16 protein-coding genes and 1 tRNA gene are annotated in these 20,860 nt (G+C 49.7%); 7 read left to right on the plus strand and 10 right to left on the minus strand.

The features are described from left to right. Positions 1-84 precede the first annotated feature (84 nt). Positions 85-759: a hypothetical protein gene (locus tag ELAC_RS00305; RefSeq protein WP_098037280.1), complete on the minus strand. Its 675-nt coding sequence runs from the start codon at positions 757-759 to the stop codon at positions 85-87. A 197-nt stretch (positions 760-956) separates the two neighbouring features. Between ELAC_RS00305 and ELAC_RS00310 the strand changes: the two genes are divergently transcribed. From ELAC_RS00310 to ELAC_RS00320, 3 genes are all read left to right on the plus strand, one after another. Next, positions 957-1,030 (plus strand) — tRNA-Arg (locus ELAC_RS00310). After that, complete coding sequence (locus ELAC_RS00315; protein WP_098037281.1) at positions 1,031-1,663, plus strand: MBL fold metallo-hydrolase; 633 nt, start codon at positions 1,031-1,033, stop codon at positions 1,661-1,663. 103 nt (positions 1,664-1,766) lie between these two features. Continuing rightward, positions 1,767-2,360: a peroxiredoxin gene (locus tag ELAC_RS00320; protein WP_098037282.1), complete on the plus strand. Its 594-nt coding sequence runs from the start codon at positions 1,767-1,769 to the stop codon at positions 2,358-2,360. Positions 2,361-2,369: 9 nt separating this feature from the next. On the opposite strand, the gene ELAC_RS00325 is transcribed toward ELAC_RS00320, so the two are convergent. From ELAC_RS00325 to ELAC_RS00355, 7 genes are all read right to left on the minus strand, one after another. Next, a complete protein-coding gene (locus ELAC_RS00325; protein WP_098037283.1) occupies positions 2,370-2,765 on the minus strand; it encodes a hypothetical protein in 396 nt (131 codons plus the stop codon). 101 nt (positions 2,766-2,866) lie between these two features. Then, complete coding sequence (locus ELAC_RS00330) at positions 2,867-3,523, minus strand: hypothetical protein (protein ID WP_098037284.1); 657 nt, start codon at positions 3,521-3,523, stop codon at positions 2,867-2,869. A gap of 97 nt (positions 3,524-3,620) precedes the next feature. Then, on the minus strand, positions 3,621-4,190 hold the full coding sequence (locus tag ELAC_RS00335; RefSeq protein WP_098037285.1) for a hypothetical protein: 570 nt from the start codon (positions 4,188-4,190) through the stop codon (positions 3,621-3,623). 222 nt (positions 4,191-4,412) lie between these two features. Beyond that, positions 4,413-5,699, minus strand: coding sequence for a phosphopyruvate hydratase (gene eno / locus ELAC_RS00340; protein ID WP_098037286.1), 1,287 nt, complete (start codon positions 5,697-5,699; stop codon positions 4,413-4,415). Between the two features lie 68 nt (positions 5,700-5,767). Further along, on the minus strand, positions 5,768-6,883 hold the full coding sequence (gene rsgA, locus ELAC_RS00345) for a ribosome small subunit-dependent GTPase A (protein ID WP_239414274.1): 1,116 nt from the start codon (positions 6,881-6,883) through the stop codon (positions 5,768-5,770). Next, positions 6,880-7,626, minus strand: coding sequence for a TrmH family RNA methyltransferase (locus ELAC_RS00350; protein ID WP_098037287.1), 747 nt, complete (start codon positions 7,624-7,626; stop codon positions 6,880-6,882). The genes rsgA and ELAC_RS00350 overlap by 4 nt, the downstream gene beginning before the upstream one ends. Then, complete coding sequence (locus ELAC_RS00355) at positions 7,623-8,864, minus strand: CCA tRNA nucleotidyltransferase (protein WP_098037288.1); 1,242 nt, start codon at positions 8,862-8,864, stop codon at positions 7,623-7,625. Before ELAC_RS00355 ends, ELAC_RS00350 begins: the two co-directional genes overlap by 4 nt. A gap of 99 nt (positions 8,865-8,963) precedes the next feature. Between ELAC_RS00355 and mutL the strand changes: the two genes are divergently transcribed. The 4 genes from mutL (at position 8,964) to ELAC_RS00375 (ending at position 14,692) form a co-directional block, all read left to right on the plus strand. Beyond that, the gene (gene mutL, locus ELAC_RS00360; RefSeq protein WP_098037289.1) at positions 8,964-10,763 is read left to right on the plus strand and encodes a DNA mismatch repair endonuclease MutL; all 1,800 of its coding nucleotides are present in this window, start codon (positions 8,964-8,966) and stop codon (positions 10,761-10,763) included. A gap of 4 nt (positions 10,764-10,767) precedes the next feature. After that, a complete protein-coding gene (locus tag ELAC_RS00365) occupies positions 10,768-11,886 on the plus strand; it encodes a M24 family metallopeptidase (RefSeq protein ID WP_098037290.1) in 1,119 nt (372 codons plus the stop codon). Between the two features lie 91 nt (positions 11,887-11,977). Continuing rightward, a complete protein-coding gene (locus ELAC_RS00370; RefSeq protein WP_098037291.1) occupies positions 11,978-12,904 on the plus strand; it encodes a hypothetical protein in 927 nt (308 codons plus the stop codon). 198 nt (positions 12,905-13,102) lie between these two features. Further along, positions 13,103-14,692 carry an AAA family ATPase gene (locus tag ELAC_RS00375; protein WP_098037292.1) on the plus strand — a complete coding sequence of 530 codons (1,590 nt, stop codon included), beginning with the start codon at positions 13,103-13,105 and terminating at the stop codon, positions 14,690-14,692. Positions 14,693-14,704: 12 nt separating this feature from the next. Here ELAC_RS00375 and ELAC_RS00380 read toward each other — a convergent pair whose 3' ends face one another. Beyond that, complete coding sequence (locus tag ELAC_RS00380) at positions 14,705-16,831, minus strand: ATP-dependent helicase (RefSeq protein ID WP_239414276.1); 2,127 nt, start codon at positions 16,829-16,831, stop codon at positions 14,705-14,707. A gap of 351 nt (positions 16,832-17,182) precedes the next feature. Then, positions 17,183-20,794, minus strand: a complete 3,612-nt coding sequence (locus tag ELAC_RS00385) for a proline dehydrogenase family protein (protein ID WP_098037293.1) — start codon at positions 20,792-20,794, stop codon at positions 17,183-17,185. Positions 20,795-20,860: the final 66 nt, after the last annotated feature.

Consider the following 20,860-nt stretch of genomic DNA (forward strand, 5'->3'; position numbering starts at 1 on the left):
TGAGGCGACTTGTCATCTTTCAATCCCGGGGCTTTCTAAAAAGCCAAAATCCCAATTTTTGAGATACTTTCGGTATAAGCTAATTTACACAGTGGCGGCAGCCAAAATTGTTGATTCGAAGAGATTTTCGGTTTTCGTCGGCTCGCTTGCCCGATCTATCCAGAAGCTGTAGACATTTTTGGCCTCGGTGGCGGTATCGAAAAAGAGGCTGGCCCAGCCATAGATTTTTAAAGCGAGAAAGATCGCGCCAAAGACAGGTCCGCCAACGATCGTGCCAATAATGGTGAAAACAATGGGGATAATTTTCTTCATCGTTCCCAACAAGTCTTTGTTATAGACTGCCCGGCCGATGCCGAGAGACTTTTTAGCGATCTTGATGATTTTGAAGGGAACTTTCATCTCCGGAACCACCTTCGGAATCACTTTGAAGACCCATCGTTTGGCCAAGCTGCCGATACGGGAAGCCAGCTCTTCTTTCGTCTCTTCGTGTTTGGACTTAACATCAACCGGGTTCGCATCTTTTGCCAGACCATCCTGGTCGGCCTTCTGAAACTCTTTTGAAGTCCATTTATTCACCAGTGACCGGAACACCGGAAAGGCGCCAGCGCCCATGATAAAGAAAGATTTCACCCCTGCGATGGCCGACTCCGCAACGACTGCTACCTTCTTGTGAAGGTTCAGCTCTGTGAACTTCTCTGCAGCCAATTTGAAATCATCAGAGAAAGGACTGTAGTGATCGAGGCATCTTTCTATACTCATACAACCAGGAAAAATTTTATAAATTGCATCGATCTTATTGTTTTTTTATTAAGATTGTATAAATTAACCGAAAATTTTCACTCAATTGATCAATCAATAGATTGATAACAAAAAAAAAAAAAAAACTCTTTGGCAAAAGGAAATCGCCGAGAGGGCTTGAAATTAAATCAGGGATCGTTAATGATATGACCCTTCCTGCACCGGTAGCTCAATCGGATAGAGTACCCGGCTACGAACCGGGCGGTTAGAGGTTCGAATCCTCTCCGGTGCAATGGTTATCGATTGTTTTACGACAGGTCCTTTCGAGACAAACGTCTATGTTTTAGGATGCGACAAGACAAAAGAAGCCGCTATTGTCGACCCTTCTTTTGATTCTCTGCCGCTGATCGCAGCATCCTTAAAAAAGCATAGTCTGATTCCAAAAAAAATTCTCCTGACTCACTCCCACATCGACCATATCGCTGATGCTGCCAGGGTTAAAGAAACCTACCACATCCCCCTTTATGTCCACCTGCTTGATGAACCTAATTTGATCTCTCCCGGATCCGACGGCCTCCCCCTATTTTTTCCGGTGAGAGGAACTCGGCCAACCGGCTATTTGGCAGAGGGAGACATCGTCGAAGTCGGCACAATGAAAGCAAAAGTCATTCACACACCCGGCCACACACCAGGAGGTGTCTGCTTTTACTTTCCTGATGAGGGGATTCTCATTTCAGGCGATACCCTCTTCCAAGGAACGATAGGGAACCTCTCGTTTCCCACTGCCGAGCCTGAAAAGATGTGGAACTCTCTTAGAAAACTAGCAAACTTGCCATCGACAACCCGTGTATACCCCGGCCATGGCCCCTCCACGACGATCGGCGATGAAGATTGGCTTGAAAGGGCAGAGCAGCTTTTCGGCTAAGTTGAAAAGAAGCCGCACCGAACGGGTCTCAAAATTTAGGATTGGGGCTTTGAAGCACTTTCGGTATATAATGAGCCAAAAATTTTAAACCAGGAGATCATCCATGCAAACACTGATAGGCAAACAAGCGCCCGACTTCAAAGCTAAAGCCGTGATTGAAGGCAAAATCGTCGATCAACTCTCATTGGCCCAGTACAAGGGAAAATACATCGTTCTCTTCTTCTATCCCCTTGATTTTACCTTCGTCTGCCCCACTGAACTGATCGCTTTCCAAGAGGCTCACGAAGAGTTCGCCAAAAGAGATGCCATCCCGATGGCTTGTTCTGTCGACAGCCACTTCAGCCACTTAGCCTGGCTCAACACTCCCCGTCAAAAAGGGGGAATCCAAGGTGTTCAATACCCCATTATCTCCGACTTAAATAAATCGATCGCCCGCGATTATGGTGTGTTGATGCAAGAAGAAGGCATCTCATACCGAGGCCTTTTCTTGATCGACAGAGAGGGAAAGATACGCCACATGGTCATCAATGATCTGCCCCTCGGTCGCTCGGTCAGCGAAGTGCTGCGTATCATCGATGCTTTGGCACATTACGAGGAAAATGGCGAGGTATGCCCCGCAAACTGGACGAAGGGCAAGGCCTCCATGAAACCGACACAGGAAGGACTAGAAAAGTGGTGCACGGCTGATATCGCCTAAGCTTCAAGCCTATTGTTTCTGATCTGTCATCAGATCGTAAAAATCCTGTTCCGAGGTAATGATCAGGGAGTGATGAAGGCTGCACACCTTCTTTGCAACCCGAATGACTTCCTGATCCCCGACACCCGGTATGCAGATGGCGGTCAGACGCTCAGGAAAATCATATTCCGTCAGCAGCTTCAGACCGAAAAAATAGTCGGCCAGACTAAAACCCTCCTCTTTCACTCGGAAAAAGATCAAATCATGCCGGTATAGAAGAACCTGCACGGCGCAGTAAAGCCCCTTGCTATCAAGTGGCGGCTCCCCGCATTGATCCACCAGATCTTCCAAGCTGCGGCAGATGTGTGCAGTTTTAAAGTCCCCCCGTTCAGCTTCGCCAAAGAGGGCAATGGGATGATGCAACATAGCTATCCCTCTCTTTTTGTTCCTATTATATCATTTTGATTGAAAGATGTGCAAAAATGAGAAGGCACAGCGAACGGAAGCTGTGCCTTTTTTGAAATGAATCATCTGGCTACGGGTTTAGCCTCTACAAAGCAAAGGCCATTCAACATCGCCATCATGTCGTTTCTGTACATGTCTAAGAAATTCCCCATGGTGAACGTGTAAAACTGAATGGTTCCTTCATTGCCGGAGTAGATATATCCGAGGTAACTGATCTTCGTATTCGTGTCGCCAATGACCCCTTCCCACTCCACAAAAAGAACATCTTTACCATCCACTTTACGAGTTTCTTTCTGTACGATTTTAACGTCTTTCATTCCTTTGGATGTCGCGTTGTAGACGATGACCTCTGGCATCATATCGATAGGAACCGGTGTCTGTTCAGGAATGATGAAGGCGTAAATCGCTTCTCCTTTACGCTTGAAGGCGAATTCGGCGGCGGGATTGGATATCTCCGTAGTCAGCTCCCACTTTGCCGGATCAAACTTCAGACAGTAAGGAACCTGCGAGCCTTTGAGTTCGCCTGACGAGCCGTCGACTTTAGCCGGCGCGCCGATCTTCATCTCCTGGGACAAGCCGCCTTGCTCTTTGACAGCTGGAACTAAGGCAGGAGCTTCCTCCGCATTCATATTATTTAGAGGAACCAATGCCAGGAAAAGAAATGCTCCCAGGGCAAACAGAATGAGATAGGGATTATAGGTTTTATCTTGAGTTACCATACACTCTCTCCTTAAAAAGATGTACCACTGCTGTAGTCATCAAAGCAACAAGCGTGCCAATAAGGGCGCTTTCTGAAAGCACCCCCTAAAGATCTGCTTAATTGTGAAAAGAAAGGCCCTCAAGCAGCTCAAGCATATCCCCTTTCACCGCTTCCGGATTCGCCACGGTGGTCCAGGCGCCGAACTGAATTGTTATTTCCGAATCAGAGTATGTGTAGAAAAGAAATACAATTCCTTCCCTTGTACGCCTGTTTTTTCCTGTTAGCTCAAAATAGTGAATGTCCCTGCCACAGACCTTGATGATCTTTTCATCAACGATCGATGCATGATCCACACCCTTCAGTGTAGCGGCCGTTAAAAGAAAATGAGGCATCTCTTCCATGGAAAAGGAGGAGTTTTCAGGCACGATAAAGGCGTTGATTGCGCCATCTTTTCCTTCGAAATAGTACTCGATGTTATCGAATTCCCGATCTAGAAGCGTCCACTTCGATGAATCGTAAGTGATACTATAGGGAACTTTAGATCCCTCCACCCTCATTCTTGGATGCTTTGAGCTCTCCGTCTGCTGCACATCTCTACGCGCCTCAGCAGAGTGAATGGACAAGAATCCGAAAACACAAAAGAGCGCCAGAATCCCTGGAAAATATTTTTTATTAATTAAAAACATACAACCTCGTATTGATTAAATCGAAACGCAATATTAAATACCGAATATTTCGACTAAATAAAGAGCGGTTTAATTTCAGGTTAATTTCAAAAAAAACAGACTTAACCGAAAATATACCGAAAGAGGGAACTTGAGACGCTCCTGCGAGCATCAAAGACGAAGAGAGCGTCCACAAACTGAAATCGTAAGATTTCAGTTTGTGGACATCTCCTGGAGGGGATTCTACGACTTGAAAAAGACAGCGTCTTCGCCCATCTCATCTTCGATGAAGAGTAGGCGATTGTACTTGGCGACTCTGTCAGAGCGGGATAGGGATCCGGTTTTGATCTGGCCGGCATTCATACCCACGGCAATATCGGCGATAAAGGAATCTTCGGTCTCCCCGGATCGATGAGAAACAACCGAGCGGAAGTTGTGGAACGAGGCAAGGCGCATCGTCTCCAGTGTTTCAGAAAGCGTGCCGATCTGATTGACCTTGATCAGAATGGCGTTGGCCGCCTTGAGCTCGATTCCCTTTTTCAAGAAGGCAGGATTGGTAACGAAGAGATCGTCGCCCACAATCTGAATTTTGCTACCAATAGATTGTGTCAAAAGCTGCCAGCCCTCCCAATCCCCTTCGCTCAAGCCATCTTCTATGGAGTCGATCGGATATTTGTTGACCAAAGAGGCAAGGTATTCGACCTGCTCAGGAGTGCTTCTTGACTTGTAAGAAGAGCCGGCCTTCTTGCGTTTCTTCTCGATGTAGGCTTTGGCAGAAGGGTCATAAAACTCCGAAGCTGCAGCATCCAGTGCTAGCGTGATATCCTCGCCGGGCTTCAAGCCGGAAACTTCAATTGCCTTCAAAATAGTATCCAAAGCCTCTTCATTGGAACTGAGGTTGGGTGCGAAGCCTCCCTCATCTCCAACGGAGGTAGCCAGCCCCTTCTCTTTGAGAAGCTTTTTCAAATTGTGAAATACTCGGCAGCCCCACTCGATGGCTTCCCGGAAGCTTTTGGCCCCCTTCGGCCTGATCATAAATTCCTGGAAATCGAGGGTGTTGTCCGCATGGGCTCCGCCATTGATGATGTTCATCATCGGGCAAGGAAGCACTGCCGCATTGACCCCTCCCAAATAGCGATAAAGAGGCAACCCGACCGACTCGGAAGCGGCTTTGGCAATTGCTAAGGACACGCCCAATATGGCATTAGCACCAAGGCGCCCTTTATTGTCGGTACCATCGAGCTCACGCATCATTTTGTCGAGCCTCGCCTGTTCAAACACCGATTCACCGACCAGAACGTCGGCAATCGGGCCCATGATATTTTCGACCGCTTTCAAAACTCCCTTGCCCATGTACCTTTGGGAGTCGCCATCGCGAAGCTCAAGTGCCTCATGCTGCCCCGTAGAGGCGCCTGAAGGAACAGCGCTTGTCCCCACAGCTCCATCGCTAGTTCCGACAGTGACCTGCACCGTGGGATTTCCCCGGGAGTCTAAAATTTCCAGCGCTCGAATAAAATGGATATAGGACATAGGCGACCCTCTCTTTCCGAACCCACTCCAGAATCGAGTGAAACCTTAGATTGGAATAGGTTCTTTGTTTATCTTCTCTTATACTCGTCTTCCAGAGATTCCATCAAGGAGGCATAGGACTGATAGCGGACAAAGGAGATAGCCTCATTTTCAAGGGCTTCCTTCACCGCGCAGCCCTCTTCATGAGTATGCGAGCAATCAGGAAAGTAGCACATACGGCCCGCCTCTTCGATCTCGGAGAAATAACCTTGCACTTCGTCTTTTCTTAAATTCCAAAGGCCGAAGCTTTTAATTCCCGGGGTGTCGATACAAAACCCGCCGCCCTCCAAGGGAACCAGGTGGGCGGATGTGGTCGTATGCGCCCCTTTTTTGGTCTTCTTAACCGTCTCGCCAACCAGCAAATCCAGGCCGGTGACCGCATTGATCAGAGAGGATTTGCCAACGCCGGACTGTCCCGAAAACACAGAGGTTTTGCCTTCCATCAATTTTTTAAGGGCGTCTATTCCCTCCCCCGTTTTCACGCTTACCTTGACTGTTTTAATTCCAGCCTTCCCAAGCGAAGAGAGCACCTCTTCCACAAGCCATCTCTCCTCCTCGGCCGCTTCCTCTTCAAGGAGATCAACCTTATTGATCACCACGATCGGCTCCATGTTTCCCTTCATACTGGCAATGATATACCTGTCTATCAGGGGAGGCTTGATCGCCGGCAGGCACGCCGAAGCGGTAATCAACACCTGATCGATATTGGCGGCAATCAGCTGCTCTTTCTGCCGGTTGAGGTTGTCGGCCCTGGAGAGAACGGATTTGCGGTTTTCGACAAAAGCGATCGCACCTTCCTTATCCGTGAGAGGCTCAAACCGAACAAAATCACCGATGGTGATCAGATTCTTTACCTTTTCACTATCTTGCTTTAAAACACCTCTCAGCACGCAATCATACTCCTTTCCCTGGGAATCGACCACAATGGATAAGGGTTTGATCGAAAGAACACGCCCCAAAGGCAGAGAGGACCACTTCTCCTGATCCTCTTCTCTTTTAAGAGCGCGCTTGTCGCGATCGGTTTTTTTATGCTGGGACCGGTCCTTCTGCGAGAGGATCTTTCTCTTCTCTTTCATCTCGCGTCGCGCCCTGTCTTCAAACCGGCTCTCATATTCACTGTAACTGTCGTGATCTTTTTGCTTCATGCCCTACCTGAAAGCTCGTACATCAAAATTGCGCCTGAAGAGGCGACGTTAAGCGACTCGGCTCCTTCCCGCATCGGGATGGAGACCTTCAAAGCGCTATCCACCATCTCCTTGGAAAGGCCCGCTCCTTCATTGCCGAGAGCCAGGGCGATGTGACTGTCCGGCACATTTCCCTGAGCCAAAGGCTCTCCATGCATGTCGGCAGCAAGCAGCTGCAGATGATGTTCAGACATAATCTCCTGCAACTTCGAAAAGTCTCCTTTTACCATCGGCAGCCTGAATGTTGCTCCCTTGGCGGCCCTTACGGCCTTGTCGTTGAACGGATCGGCGGTACCGGAAAGAAAAAAGACGGCATCCCAAGAAAGCGCAAAAGCGCTACGCATCAAAACTCCGACGTTGCCCGGATCTTGCAGCCTGTCGAGGACAAGGAGCCTGGTGATCTTTTCGGGAAGGGGAATTGAGGGCATCGGAACCAGAGCAACGACCCCTTCAGGATTATCTGTCGCGGTGATTTTCTTTAGCACAGCATCGCTGATCAGATACGACTCTTCGGCGGCAAAAGCCTCCAGCCACTTTTCTTTTGTGGAAAACACCTTTAGAAGCGGCATGAGCGCCCGGATATCCTCGATCAACTTCACTCCCTCAATCAAAATCTGATTGAGGCGTCTGCGTCTCTTGGGATCGTCGCGAATTTTGACTAAATCGATGATTAAAGGGTTGGCAGGGGAGGTGATTTCTCTCATAAGTCCTTTGCCTTCGGCCAGAGGGGATGTTTCTTAAGTTGAGCCAATACCTCACGACTTTCCTTGGCATTAACCATCACGGCGATCCGCTCTGCTTCTTTGATCAGAAGCCCCATCTCCTTTCCAGGTTTCAAGCCCTCATCCTGCAGCATCCTTCCTGTGACAATCGGCTTTTTGTCGACCAGGCGCTGGATATGGTCGCGATACTCCTCAACAATCCTTTTCATCTTGGCAAGCTCTCTCTCCCTCTCTTCATGGGGAAGAAAAGCGAGTTCGGTCTGGAGGATCATTTCTGCTCCTTTCCTCGAAAAGAAGGCGACCCACTCGACCAGGTTCTCCCCCTTCCTTTCCCGTAGAAGAGCTCTGACAATCGAGAGCGTCTCCAGCAGATCGGCATCCTCCCCGCTCACTTTCAGGTAACGCGCCAGCTCAAGCAGATCTTTCAGTTTCGATCCGGGAAACAGATGTGCGATATAGAGAATGGGGGAACAATTTTCAGGAAAATACTTGTAGGAGGAAACATTGGCTTTGAGTTCATTCAAATGCATCCCCTTCAGTGTGGGGAAGATCACAGGCAAAAGATCGAGCCTCATCATCTCAATGAAAGCTGTATCGAGGTGCTCATATTTGGCCATTTTCTGAAATTCCTGCCAAATGCGCTCCATGGCGACAGAAGGAAAAAGGGTATCGGCGTTAGCCCGGATGGCCTCTTGGGTGAGACGGTCGATAGGAAATCCAAAGCGCAGCGAAAAACGAAACGCGCGGACCATCCTGAGGCGATCTTCCCTGAACCGTTCATAGGGATCTCCGATCGTTTTGATCACTCTCTTTTTGATATCCTCGACGCCGCCCACATAATCGTAAATTTTTTGCTCCAACGGATCGTAAAACATGCCATTGATGGTGAAGTCACGTCTTAAGGCGTCCTCCCGTGGGGCGCACCACTCGATCCGACTGGGAGAGCGGCCGTTCTCATACTCCATATCCTTGCGGAAAGTCGCCACCTCATAGGCATGTCCTTCCATGAGGACAATCACAACGCCAAATGCGATGCCGACAACCAGCGTATTCGGAAACAAATCTAAAATCTCTTCAGGTGAGGCAGAGGTGGCTATGTCGATATCGTCGGAGTCATGGCCCATTAAATGATCACGGACCCACCCACCCGCAAAATAAGCTGTATGCCCCTTGCCGGTAAGCGTCTTTACGATTCGAACTGCGTTTTCATAGTGACTCATAACAGGAGAGTATACTCGATCCCGTAGAAAAAAAGAAAATGGCCTCTTTCGGAAAACATGCTATAATGACGCTTTTTAATAATAATCCGGTTCCTTTCCATGGCATCTATCATCCGTGTTCTAGACGAACTTACCATCAACAAAATTGCGGCAGGGGAGGTCATCGAAAACCCCTCATCAGTTGTTAAAGAACTGATAGACAACTCTTTAGATGCAGGCGCCCAGACTATCACCGTCGATATCCGCCAAGGGGGCCGCACTTTAATCCGCGTCATCGACGACGGGATCGGCATGACGAAAGACGATGCCATTCTCTCGCTGGAAAGGCACGCCACCTCCAAAATCCAAAGCGCAGACGATCTATTTTCCATTGACACTATGGGATTTAGAGGAGAGGCCGTTCCCTCCATCGCCGCGATCTCCCGTTTTTCAATCCACACGGCCAAAGAGGGAAAGGGAACGTTCCTCCTAGTGGAAGGAGGTAAGCTCTTTACGGTAGACGAAAGGAGTAAACCTCAGGGAACCACGATTGAGGTCCGTGATCTGTTTTTCAACGTTCCGGTCCGCAAAAAATTTCAGCGGGCGCCGACATACGACACATCGGAAGTGATCAAGACGGTATCCAAAATCGCCCTTGCCAATCCGGAAATCTCGTTCGAGCTCACTTCCGATGGGGAAACGATTCTGAAATCCCAGGCCATCGTAGAGGGAAGCTCGGAGGAGCGCTTCCGGAAAAGGCTAACTGATATCTTGGGGGAATCCTTTTTGGAAGACGCCTACCCCTTGCATCTTGAGTTCAAAGAGATCAGCCTTTATGGCTTCTTGGGCTCTCCCCTCTCCACCAGGCCGAACCGCCTCTCCCAGCATCTGTTCATCAACCGCAGGCCCGTCTTTTCACCCTTCATCGCCGAATCGGTGCGCGAAAGCTACGGATCTGCACTTCCCCAAGGTAAATTTCCCATTTTTGCCCTGCACCTCTCTGTTTCCAAAGATTTGGTCGACATCAACGTTCACCCGCAGAAAAAAGAGGTGCGTATCCGCCACTTCGACCTGTTCAAAGAAGCCATCCGGAAAGCGGTGCGTGAAGCTTTGTTCGGACATACCGAGGAGCCCCCCGTGGCGCACTCCCTCTTCTTCCAGCCGGCCTCCCTGGAGCGGAACATCCCTCCATTTCAATTCTACTCGGCTGAAACAAAAGAGCCTTTGCCCTTTGCTGAACAGAAGATGGAGTCCCCATTCACTCCCTTCCGCTTTACCGAGGCATCTCCTCAGAGGGAAGAGTCACTCCCTTTTGCCAAAGAGAAAACGACCATCTGCCCCCAGAGCATCCTCTTCACATCCAACGATATTGCCATTGTGAAGGGGGGGATGACTGAGGGAGAGGAGGCCCTTTTCACGCTGATTGATCTAAAAGCGGCGCGGGAAGCAATCCTGATCAAAGCCATTGAAGAGAAGACACGCCCCCCGGTTGAGCTGCTGCTTGTGCCATACAACATCGAGTTGACGGCCGATGAGGCAACGCTCTTCAAGGAGGCACTACCCGCACTCGAGAGCATGGGTATTATCGTCCGCCAGATCGCCAGCCAGGATTTCTCCTTGGAAGGACTGCCCGCCTTATTTGGCGACATTGAAATCGAGGCGTTCGTCGGTGATCTTTTGGAAAGCATCAAAAACTTCTCCGAGACATCCCTGAAAGAGAAATTGGCGGTGCGGGTAATCCGTTCAGCGCTCAAGTCGGGATCTGTCAGTAAAGTTCTTCCCGTAGGGGAAGTGTCCCTGCTCCTCGGAGAACTCATCCGTCTGGGTTGCCCGCGCTACTCCCCATCCGGCAAGCCGATCAGCGCCCCTTTTGACACCCACTTTGCCAAAAAAGCTATCGCTAACTTCCAAAGAGGTTAATACCATGAGCAAAAAAGCCGAAATGCCCTTCGCGGCACGCCTGTCAAAACTGCAAGAGCTTGTCAAAGAACAGGGAGTCGATTCCCTGCTGGTCGAAGACCTCGTCAACATCCGCTACCTGACCGGGCTGAAAGTGTCTGCGGGAGCGCTGGTTGTCGGCAAGGACACCCAGATCTTTTTAGACGGCAGATATTTTGACATGGCGATCAAATCAAGCCCCGTTCCTGTCAGCCTTCTCACGCAAACCACCCTTTCAGACGGTTTTAAAAAGGGGATATTCGGCCAAGTCATCGGCTTTGACAAAGAAAGCACTCTCTACGCCCGCTTTGAGAAGCTGTCCCAGATGGCAGAAGGGGCAAAGAAAAAAAGACAATTGGTACCGCTTGAAAATCTGGTTTTGAGACGCCTGCGCTCAATCAAGTCGAAGGAGGAGGCCAAGGCACTTGCAAAAGCAGCTGAAATGGCTGTGTCAGGATTCCGCTACGGGATGGGGCTTCTTAAAAAGGGAATCTCTGAGCTAGAAGTCGCCCGCGGCATCAAAACATTCTGGCTGAGGGAAGGAGCCGACAAAGAATCCTTTGAACCGATCATCGCTTTCGGAGAAAATAGCGCCTGCCCCCACCACAAACCCTCGGGCAGAAAATTAAAACAAGGGGATATTGTTCTCTTCGACCTGGGGGTTACCCTCCAAGGATATGCCTCTGACCTGACCAGAACCTTCTTTTTCGGCAATGCAAACCCGCAACTTAAACACATCTATCAAGTGGTTTTAGAGGCGCAGGAAGAGACTTTAAAACTTTGCAAGCCAGGCACGCCACTGCATCTGCTCGATCAAAAAGCACGCTCGCTGATTACAGAGGCCGGATTCGGCCCCCAATTTTCCCATAGCTTAGGACACGGTATCGGTCTGGAAGTGCATGAGCTCCCTTCGTTGCCCAGAGTGGCTCTTACAAACAGCCCCGAGGAAGTCTTGGCTCCCGGGATGGCGATCACGATTGAACCGGGAATCTACCTGCCAAAACTTGGCGGGGTAAGGATTGAAGATACCGTGATCATCTCGGAGAGGGGACATAAAAACCTCACCAAGCTGCCCAAAGAAATGATAGCCCTTGATATTCCATAAATTTAGTTATATCCAATTTAACAACTTTTTTATTAAATAAATCCCCGTTGTGCTATGGTTTTAAGAATAAAGTTTAAAAAAGGGAATTAATATGTCATCATTTTCTACTTTACTTCCATCCTTACCCAAAGAATATGATCTCGGAAACAATATCATCCTCAACGTCCACGACACAGGCCTTTTGGCCCTTAAGTATCAAGATCCGCATCGGGAACAGGGGTTGAAGAAGTTAGTCGACTACACCCAAAAACTACAGACGATCATTCCCCATCTCCTGGCTGAATCCAATCCGAGAATGAAGATGATTGGAAATCCGTTCTGGATTAAAAAGCCGGTCAATAAAGGCGGCATTCCCACCATTTTTCTTCGCGGCAACCCCAACAGAATCAATAAAAAGACTCATGGGGAAATGGCGCAGCTTCATGTCAAAACGGCAACTGGCCGCCATCTCTTTGAAGCAGGCTATATCGACAAGAGAGGAACGTTCCCCCCTTTAAGAGTTCTCCCTCAGACACTGCACAAGACCGCGGAGAGGATCAAAGAGGTGGGCCTCGATACCCTCTACCGTCAATTCAAGCAAGAGGAGAGAGAGGCGCTTCGGGCAGAAAAGGAAGCGTCAGCCCCTTTAAGCCCAAGAGAGATCAATGATGAGGTGAACGGAAACGAGACGGACCGAGAGGAGATCGACACCAAAGCCAAAACCGTATGGCAGGCTGTGAAGGATATCTTTAAGGCAATCGCAGCCTTTTTTGTCTTCGTCTGCACCTTTGGCCAAGTAAAGCTTTTCGCTGAGTCTCCCCCCCTTGTGGATCAGGAAATGCCTCTCATCCAGCTCACGCTCAAAAACCGGGTGCGTAAGGAGAACGAATCTCCTGACACTTCTGCTTCTTCAGAAGAAGAAGACCGAGGAACTCTGGTGATCAGGGAACTTGGAGATCCTTCCGAGGAACTGAAGATATTGCTTGGAACATCTTCCACCGAAAAATCCCCACTGGTCGGCGGTCTTACCGGCGTTTAAAAATATTTCAACTTCATTTTCGTTTCAAAAAACCCGCTGAATAGCGGGTTTTTTATTTTCAGCGACATAAATCAAAACACGTCGATTTATTTAAAATTAATACTTTAAACACTATAATAGTATTAAGTCTTAATCTAACCCGGGGTGTTTATGAGTTTTGGATCATCCGATCATCTAGGACCAATACCAGGCAGCCATTTGGGACCACTACCAGGGCCATCCCATCAACAAGAAGTCCAAGCCCTCAGTCCGCAAACGACACCCGTTGCGTGGGCAAGCGCTCAGCCGAAGGGCAGGCTCCCCAACGGCCATTCAGCATCAAACCTCACCGGGGCTTCCCTTAAACCACAAGTGCGCTCGCACCCCCAGTTTCTTGGGCAAAAGCACGCCAACCTAGGCGGCCTTGGCAGCAATTGGGCCGGAGCCAAAGGTAGCCTGGAGGGATCTCAGGCCAAAGGATCCACGGGTTCGAAGCTGCAGGCGCCAGATGAAGAGCCTGAGCTGATTTTGGAAGACTTAGGGAGCTCCACCCCGATAGGAGAAGGAGTACATCACACAGATCAAGGCCCGAGTTTAAACCCGCAGCAAGATGAGCTGGAGACGCACCAGACTGAAAGCGGACAGCAAACGCCCCTTAATACAGGAGGGCATGAAGAGCCGCAGGCCGAGATACGCCTAAGAGATACATCGGGCGATCCATACGATCATGTTGACCAAAGCGATGTCGATTCAGCGAGAAGAGATATCGATGCCTCCGTGCAAAGGGCGGATCAAGAAGAGCTCGGAAAAAAAGATTCCATGTCAATGAAGGACAAACTCAAAGCACTTTGGAAAACCGATTTAGTCAAAGGTATCGTTTTCGCTGCCGTTGCCACTCTTGCGTTGGTCGCCATCGTCGGCCTGGCCGCAGCCATTCCCTTTACCGGTGGCGGCTCAGCTCTTGCCTTGGCGGGGCTCCTCTTTGTCGTTTGTCTGGTCTTTCAGGCAGCCGTTGTGGGGTCGGTCGTCTCGTTTGCGTCGGCGGGGCAGGGAGATCCCAATCTGGCCGGTTTTGGCGGCACTTACCAGAAGCTGCAAGAGGAGATGAAGGAAAAAGAGGCGGATCCCACCTACAAACCTTCTTTTGCCGATTTCTACGCTAACCCAGATGTCAAATCAGTGGTGGATGGCAAGGATAAAAACTATGAACTGCAACAAGAAGCCCGCCCTCGCATGAGTGGGTTAAAAGAACTCCAGGCCAAACTGACACAATTCGAAGCGCAAATCAAAGAGCGGGAACAGGAAAGAGATGCTTTAGAGAGGGTCGGCAAGCGCAAAATCGATGAGAACAATGTCAAGCTGACAGACCTTAAGCAACAAGTCGCTGAAAGGGCGGCTCTTGAAACGGAGTTGCAAGAGTGTCAGCAGCAATTAGATGCGCAATACGATGCTATAAATCCTCAAGATGTGGATCTAAGACTGATCGACCGGCTCAATGAGCGGATTGGATCGCTTGAGCAAAAGTTGGTAAGCAGTGCGCAATCAAATCAGGACAACCTGGCCGAGATTGGCAAATTGGAGAGCGCCAACGCGAATTTAACGTTAGAAATCGATACCATGAAGGGCGAATACAACGGAAAAATAGCTCCCATGAAGCAACAGGCAAAGCAGGACAAGGATGCCATCGACACGCAATTCAAGCAATTCCTGAAAGACTTCGACAGCTTGGATAAATTGATTACCCAAAAAACGCCCGAAGGACAGCAGAGCCCGTCTCCGCAACAGACTCCGCCGCAAACGACCACTTAACAGGACGCTTCCTTACAATTTCTTCAACGGGGCAAACTTGGCGACCAGGCTCTTGAGAGAGCGATCCTGGGTGAAGTAGACTTTATAGACGATGCCGAGCGAACCAAGCTGTACATCCCTGATCTCTCCGACTCCAAAATCCTTATGAATCACCCTGTCACCGACTCGGTAAGCCCCTTCCAAGGTCTCCCCGGTATCCTCTTCTGCAATTTCAGCCCTGGCCGGCGCCCTCTCTTTTTTTCCTGCTTTGACAAGCTTGTCGGGATCGATTTCACGGATGAAACGGCTGGCTCTTTGCGTCCGCTCCTGCCCCCAGATAGAACGAAACAAACAGCGGCAGAGTAAAAGCTTCTCCTTGGCGCGAGTCATCCCGACATAAAAGAGGCGCCTCTCCTCTTCCAACCTCTCCTGGCTTCCGCGGGAGTTGACATGGGGAAGTAAATCCTCTTCGACGCCGACGATAAAAACCGCCGGAAACTCAAGGCCTTTACTGTTGTGCAAAGTCATCAGCCTCACTTTCCCTCCCACTTCTGCTTCTTGGGAAGAGGGCTTTAGTGCCAGCTCCTCCAAAAATGTGGTCAATGTGCCGCCGCCTTTCATGTCCCACTCAAGCCCTTTGGCAAAGAGTTCATTTAAGTTTTCCTGCCTGTCTTCGAATCCCTCGTCCCCCTTCAAAAACTGCATATAGCCGGTGTCGTGAATTGCAAAAGAGAGCAGGTCGGCGATAGCCCCTCCGCGCTTTTCCCTGAGCCCATCGATAGCCTGGATATATTGAACAAGGCCTTCTCGCTGTTTCTTAGGCAAGGAAAGAGCTGCGCTCCCTGAAACGATCTGCTTCAGGAAGGGGATAATACCCAATTGTTGAGCCTCAAAAGCCTCTTTAATCTTGGCTAGCGATGCCTCGCCAATCCCTCTTTTGGGAAGGTTGACTGTGCGCAAAAATGCCAAAAAGTCCCGATCCGACTCTGCCATCTTCAGAAAAGAGAGAACATCTTTGACCTCCTTTCTTTGATAAAAGGAGATGCCCCCGATGATAGTGTAGGGAATGGAGTTCAAAAGCAGCTCGTCTTCGAGAGCCCTTGACTGTGAGTTAGTTCGATAGAGGACCCCCACTTCATCGTAGGAAACGCCCTGCAGGCTCAAGGACTTGATCTCTCCGGCAACAAAAGAGGCCTCTTCACGCTCGTCACCACCGACAAATTGTGCAATCTTCTCACCTTGTCCTAAACGACTCCAGAGTCTTTTCTCATAGCGCTCTTCATTGTTCTCAATCACCGAGTTGGCAGCTTCCAGAATGATTTGGGTGCTGCGGAAGTTCTCTTCAAGACGTATCACCCGGGCATTTTTGAAGTCGCGCTCAAACTGCATGATGTTGCGCATCGTCGACCCTCGCCAAGAGTAGATCGACTGGTCGGGATCGCCGACGGCAAATACATTCTCCGATGCCCCTGCAAGCAACTTGACCAGCTCGAACTGCGCATGGTTGGTGTCTTGGTACTCGTCGATCATGAAGTAGCTCCACCGCGCCTGATAGGCAGCAAGAACCTCCGGGTATTCCCTTAAAAGAAGGGCCGGCAGATAGATCAAATCATCGAAATCGACAGCTCCATAATTCTTTAGCTTCTCCTGATAACGCCGGAAGAGATCGACATGGACAGGATCTTCATCTTCAGAAATTGTGAGCGAATTCTTGCAGCGGGAAATGAACGCCCTGACGGTTTTCATATCTCCAGCTGCCACGAGCATTCCGCTTTCTTTCATACACTCTTTGATCACTTTTTCCTGATCTTCGTCATCGTAGATGGAAAAGGAGGGGGTCATCGAGAAGGCTTCCGCGCTTTCCCTTAAAATCCTAGCTCCCAGACTGTGAAAAGTGGAGATTAGAACGTCAAGGTGCAGCATTTTACGAATACGTTCCTTCATCTCGCCGGCGGCTTTGTTGGTGAATGTCAATCCCACAATTTGGCTGGGCTTGATTCCGCTTTGAATCAGGTGAACTATGCGCGTTGTCACAACCCGGGTCTTGCCGGAGCCGGCGCCGGCAAGCACCAGCATCGGTCCCTCTCTGTGGAAGACCGCTTCATTCTGCTCTTCCGTAAGCTCCATTTTCTTTCCTGTCGTTAAAAAAGCCGTCTGCATTCTCTTTCTCCAAAGAAGTGACCCGTTTCAAAAGGGGTATACCGAAAGCCTATCAAAATTTAGGCATTCGACTTTAAGAAACGCGAAATTTTGATAGAATTTCGGTATATGTGCGCCAAATGAACCGTTGGTGTCTGTCTTATCTTGAAAACGACTGTTATACCGAAAGTGTCTCAAAATTTGGGATTTTTAAGGCGATTTCCGTATAGGGCGTGCTATCAATCGACCCACCAGCTTAATTCGAATTGAGCGAATTCATTTTTACCAACTAGCCCAACTTTGGCGAATTTTTTTAGCAAGTATAGCCCAATTCAACAAACAAAGCATACTGATTTGAGTTGAGGACACTCTCTACGGAAGGGGCTTTCGCACCTCTGCCTCCCGGGCGCCTAAATTGCCATACCGATGATAATCGAAGCTTATCGCTTCTTCGCGGAGATATTTTACAAGCTCGACTCTTCCATTTGCAAGAGGCTTTCCTGTCATGGACACCACATTTGCCTGGGCGAGAGCTTCCCGGCAAAAGGGAGATGGCTCATCGACAAACCTTACACGCCTGGTGCTTTCCTTAGCTAGCCGGGCTATAAAGACCGATTCGTCCTCAAAGCGGAAAGTAACCTCTTTGAAGCCTGTCAGATCTAACACGTGACGCACTTTTTCCTCCGCTTTCCGATCGATGCTAACGATTGCGGGAGCAGAGACTGTCAACAGCGCACCAATCACCTGCAGAAGAGAAACTACATCATCATCTAAGGCAAACCGGACAAGCAGATCCTTTCTTGGAAGATAGCGCAACTTATTGTCTTGCCCACGGAGTTTGACCGGATCATGATCCAGATTAAAGTAATTTTTATGGTAAAAGGCATAGTTAGCGAAAGACGCGCGTAAAAGACTTTTCCCCTCTTCCGTCAAATTTTCTTTTCTTAAACGCCTTTCCAATTCGACGACAGAACGCCCTACCGGCTCCATCTCTTCCGGTAGCTTAAGCTGGGCAGCTGTTTGGAATCCAAAAAGATAATTGGGGCCGCCCGCTTTGTATCCTGGGCCAAAACAGGAATCTTTTGTACCGCCAAAAGGTTGCCTTAAGACAACAGCGCCGGTAATTCCGCGGTTGACATAGAGATTACCCGCGATGATTTTGTCTTCCCAAAGGGCTTGTTCCCGAGGATCTAACGACTGCAAGCCAGCTGTCAATCCATAGGGTGTTCCGTTGGCAAGACGGATGGCGTGGTCTAAGTTGTCTGCGCGCATCACAGCCAAAAGAGGGCCGAAAAACTCGGTTTTATGGGTAAAGCTCCCCTCCTTCACGCCAATTTTAATGCCTGGAGTGACGATGCGCGGATTTTCAGGATCCTGCTTAGGATGTAAAAGCCACTCCTCTCCTTCCGCGATCTGGGTTAAACCTTTGAGCAAAGCGCCTTCTGGAGCGCGGATGAGCGGTCCTACCTTGGTCGAGAGATCCCATACATCACCGACATGAAGGCTTGAGGCCGCATCTTTCAGTTGATTTAAGAAATGGGGATCGTCATATACTTCCGCTTCCAGTATAGCCAAAGAGCATGCGCTACACTTTTGGCCCGCATGGATAAAGGCCGAGTGGATAATATCCCTGATGGCAAGATCTCGATCCGCCATGGCCGTTACGATGATGCTGTTTTTTCCTCCTGTTTCAGCCATCAGGTCAATACCGGGTCGCATCCGCATAAAGAGCCTTGCCGTCTCGGTAGATCCTGTCAAAATGATCGTCTTGACTCTGGGATCTCGGATAAGAAGCGAACCGACAGGCTCGTCATCGCACGCAATGAATTGGAGCGTAGTTTTCAGAACTCCAGCCTTCCAAAACAGGCTGGCAAGCGTCCAACCGACCAAAACTGTTTCCGGCGCCGGTTTGAAGATGACACTATTTCCGGCAGCTATGGCCGCGGCGATGCCGCCCACGGGTATGGCGCAGGGGAAGTTCCAGGGAGGAGTTACCAGCACTGTGCCCTTGGGAGAAAGCTTTAAATCGGAGAAAGCTTCTATCTCCTCTTGGCAGCGGCGATAATATTCAATGAAATCGATCGCTTCGGATACTTCGGCATCTGCCTCTGACGGGGTTTTGCCGCCATCGGCCATCATAACGCCGATAAGATCCCCCCGCGCCCTCCGGAACTCCTCCGCAACCCTTCGAAGCATCTCCGAGCGCATTGAAGCCTTTACCGAAGAAAACTCCCCGGCGGCCGATTCAGCCGTCTTTAGAGCCTCCTCCACATCCTCTTTGCCTGCCAGGCTATAGCGATAAATTACCTTCTCCGTAGCTGAGGGATCGCACCCGGGCCGACTCTCTTGCTTGAGGATCTCTCTCCCGCCGACACATAAAGGAACATCGATGGAGGGCATGTTCTTCCACTTGAGCACGACATGCGATAAAAACTCCCTACTTTCCCTAAGCGACCAGTCGGTATTCGCTTCATTTTCAAATCGGTGTTCAGCGACGGGATGGTCCGGCGGCGATAAACGGTTCTGCCGGCGTCTTCTGTCGTGGCTGATCGTATCCACTTTATTGACAGAATCAAGAAATAGCCTCTTCTGCTCTTCAAACGCAGGCGTACCCGGTGCGATACCGAAGGAGTGCCTCAGGAAATTCTCGGGTGCCGTGTTCTCATCGAGCCTTCTGACCAAGTAGGACACTGCGGAGACAAAGTCCTCTTCTGTCGCAGCGGGGCAGTAGAGCAGCATTTTTCCTGTTTCTTCCTGGACAACTCTTCGCAGGTGATCCGCCATTCCCTCCAGCATTTCAAATTCGACAAAATCCCCGACACCCCTCTCTTCCTTGAGCACCATAGCGTAGGCAATATCGAAGATGTTGTGGCTGGCTATGCCGATGCGGACCGCCCTTGCGTTTTCCAAATTCAATCCATACTCAACCATCTCTTTAAAACTTGCATCGACAGACCTTTTATCGGTGTAAGGGGCCTGCTGCCAGTTTTGAAGCGCCGCCTCTACTTGCTCCTGAGCAAGATTAGCTCCCTTGACGATGCGGATTTTAATGGGAGCCGCCCCCTTAGCCACCCTTTTTTTCGCCCACTCCGTCAGCTCCTTTTGCACTAAAGCTGAATCGGGAAGATAGGCCTGCAGAACGATTCCGGCAGAAAGGGAGTGAAACTCCTCTTCATCGAGAACTTTTTTAAACAGCTCTACGGTGAGGTGCAGGTCGCGATACTCTTCCATGTCCAGGTTGACAAATTTCTTAACCGCCGCCTTTCCCGGACGAAGATACTCATGGCGGCTTGCCTGCCGGTAGAGCTTTCTCAATCTTTCCGCAAGCTGCTCGATGGTGTCATCCCAAGAGATTAGGTTGATCTGGCTGAAGATGCTCGAAATTTTTACGGAAATATACTCCACTTCAGGCTTTTTCAAATCGTCCAGGTAAGTCTGCAGGCGACGCCTTGCTTCCCCTTCTCCCAAAATTGCCTCGCCGAGATGGTTTAAATTGACCCTGACTTGAGCCCCGGTTCTTCTCTCGATGTGCCGTTTCAGCTCTACAGCCTCTCCGGGAAGTATGACGTTAGCCGTTTCCTCCCTGACCATCTTCCGCAATAGAGGAACAAAAAGGTCGGGCAGAAAGGTACCCAATTTTTTAAACAGAAAGAGGCCGCTTCTCTTCAGTGGAGAAAGAAATCCTGGAACGCCAAGGGTGTCAATTAAGAATTTGACTTGCGATGCGCATCGCTTCGCGGCATGGGGGCGAAAACTCTGGTCGGCAATTGAGGTGGTGAACACTTTCCCGGTTGGCTCGTCCATCATTTTGGAGAGCTCCCTCTGCTGTTTACTCTCAGAGCGTGTGATGCCGGCGTTAGCCCGTTCGAGGAGGGATGCCGCGAGAGCCACGGCCGCATCAGCTCTCTCTTCTCTAGTCAAGGCCCTCCCTTTGATTTTCTCAAGCAGTGGGGAACTCTCTTTTATGCCCAAATCGTGTGCCATACCTACCGTCATGCTAAATGAGTTGGAAGTCTTAGAGCTTGTCCTAAAACTGAAATCGTATGATTT

The organism is Estrella lausannensis, assembly GCF_900000175.1.
In the GTDB taxonomy this organism is placed as follows: domain Bacteria; phylum Chlamydiota; class Chlamydiia; order Chlamydiales; family Criblamydiaceae; genus Estrella; species Estrella lausannensis.